We start from the raw sequence: 2011 nt of genomic DNA, 5'->3' as shown, positions 1-2011 counted from the left end.
TTCAACTCTGGTCCATATTGATGAACCCATCGCATAATAGTCGTGTGGGCCAAAGATAATCCTTGTTCTTCCATCATTTCCACTAAATCGCGAAAGCTTAGGTTGTACCGCAGGTACCAACGTACAGTTAATAAGATAATATCTGGCTGATAATGTTTCCACTTAAAAACATTTACCCTTTTCATATTAACCACACACCTTTTCTAAAGGAATTCTTTCAGTATTTCCAAATTTATAAGATGACTTTCAGTTATTTTGAAGTTTTTGCACCAGAACCAAAAAATCAAAATATCTATACGCTGCATACAGCTGAGGATCATCCCGAGGTTTTGGTTTTCAAATTATGTAAATACATAAATTAAATCCAGCAACTGATCCATTGCTTCATGCTAATAATTTGCGAATAATGAACAAAGATACAATCCGACATAGATTCCTATTGGAATCAGCTCTCAAGCAGTTATACCGAACATCCCGATGGATACATCCATTCTGTATTTTTGAATTCGAACCTAGAACGTGTACCTTTACGAACCGGCAAATTTGATCTTTATTAGAGTATTGGAAATGCTTTTACAAATGAAAAGAAAACAGCATGAAGGATCATCCTCCATGCTGTTTTTATTTTACAATATCCTTACCTGCTTTAATGGCCAAAAAACAGCTTGTCCTTTTCCAACAATTTCATCTTCTGAAATAAAACCGAACATACGACCATCTTTCGAAACTTCACGATTATCACCTAAAACGAACACTTGGTCTTTTGGTACTTTTGTTTTCCCTGTGATTTTCTCTAACGTAAAATCAGGAGTTAATACGCGGCCGGCTGCTTTTTCTTTATATTCTTTTAAATAGGGTTCTTCCATAGCTTTTCCGTTTACATATAACACATCATTTTTATACTCCACTGTATCACCTGGTAAGCCGATTACTCGTTTTATTAAATTAGTCCCTTCTTTCCCGTGGAAAACGATAATGTCCAGTCGATCTAATCCGTTTATACGGTAGCCAATTTTATTAACGATAACGCGCTCATTATTTTCTAGAGTCGGCATCATTGATGCACCTTGTACCAATGACGGTGTAAATAAAATCCCTCGAACGATAAAAGCAATCCCAAGTGTAATCCCTATCAGTTTTATCCATGAGATCCATTCTTTTTTCTTCTTTTTTTCCATTGTTTTTCACTCTCCTCTATCATGATCAGACCCTCACCGATGCTTTTCATTTATCTGTTATGCAGTAACAAACTACAATTATTAAGAATGTTATCAAATTGTTTGTATGTTTCCCATTTGTTAACAGACTTCGGAAGAAATACGCTTATTTTTCTAACCTTTTAAAGATATCTTTTAAATCTTCATCATGGACTTTTACCTCTGCTTGTTTGAATAAATCTTGCCGAAATTTTTGTCGCCATTGTGGATCTTTTAAGCGTTTTATTTCCAATTTTGTTCGAATATGCTCTTTTTCTGTAACAGATGCTTTCACTGCTTTCTCGAAAGCTAATTGTGGTGTAAGAACGTTCTTTTTATAATCCTCTTCATTTTTTGCATCCTGTTGAGTGATATAAGCTGTAAATTTATCCCCCAGCCGTTTTTTACTTCTTCCAGTTTTTTGTTCACGTCATCATCTGAGACTTTATACGTATCAAGTAAAATTTTGTTTAACATGATGCGAGGTAAAAGTTATGCTCCCAATGTCTACTTTATGGCTTTATTGAATGTTGTATCAACTTCCTTTTTTTAAGATTTCCGGATTTGGATGTAACCACATTCTGTGACAAATAACATACTACTTGTTGCAATCCCTATACCTATTCGACGAATATTCAATCGTCTTTCCTTCCTATTGGATAGAATGTGTATGGTGTATTATACCAAAAAAATATACACTTTACTCATGGTTGCTCACGAGTAGTTTCTCAAAGAGATAACAAATACCCATGTGTTGCTAGCTTAAGCTATCTGCCTGCTTTTATGTTCAAGTGAGTGCGAAAAGGAAGCGTGCG

General features: G+C 35.0%; 2 protein-coding genes and 1 pseudogene. All 3 read right to left on the bottom strand.

Going from position 1 to position 2011, the window contains the following annotated elements:
* Positions 1-185: pseudogene (locus CDB3_RS21285) on the bottom strand (IS6 family transposase); the annotation flags it as partial.
* A 441-nt stretch (positions 186-626) separates the two neighbouring features.
* Positions 627-1178, bottom strand: coding sequence for a signal peptidase I (gene lepB / locus CDB3_RS21280; RefSeq protein ID WP_128855862.1), 552 nt, complete (start codon positions 1176-1178; stop codon positions 627-629).
* A 145-nt stretch (positions 1179-1323) separates the two neighbouring features.
* On the bottom strand, positions 1324-1491 hold the full coding sequence (locus CDB3_RS32510) for a hypothetical protein (RefSeq protein ID WP_256869909.1): 168 nt from the start codon (positions 1489-1491) through the stop codon (positions 1324-1326).
* Positions 1492-2011 lie beyond the last annotated feature (520 nt).

This window comes from Bacillus sp. CDB3, from assembly GCF_002081505.1.
GTDB classification, from domain to species: Bacteria; Bacillota; Bacilli; order Bacillales; family Bacillaceae_G; genus Bacillus_A; species Bacillus_A cereus_AT.
The sequence above is the reverse complement of the archived record's forward strand: the minus strand, read 5'-3'. Positions and strand labels throughout refer to the sequence as shown.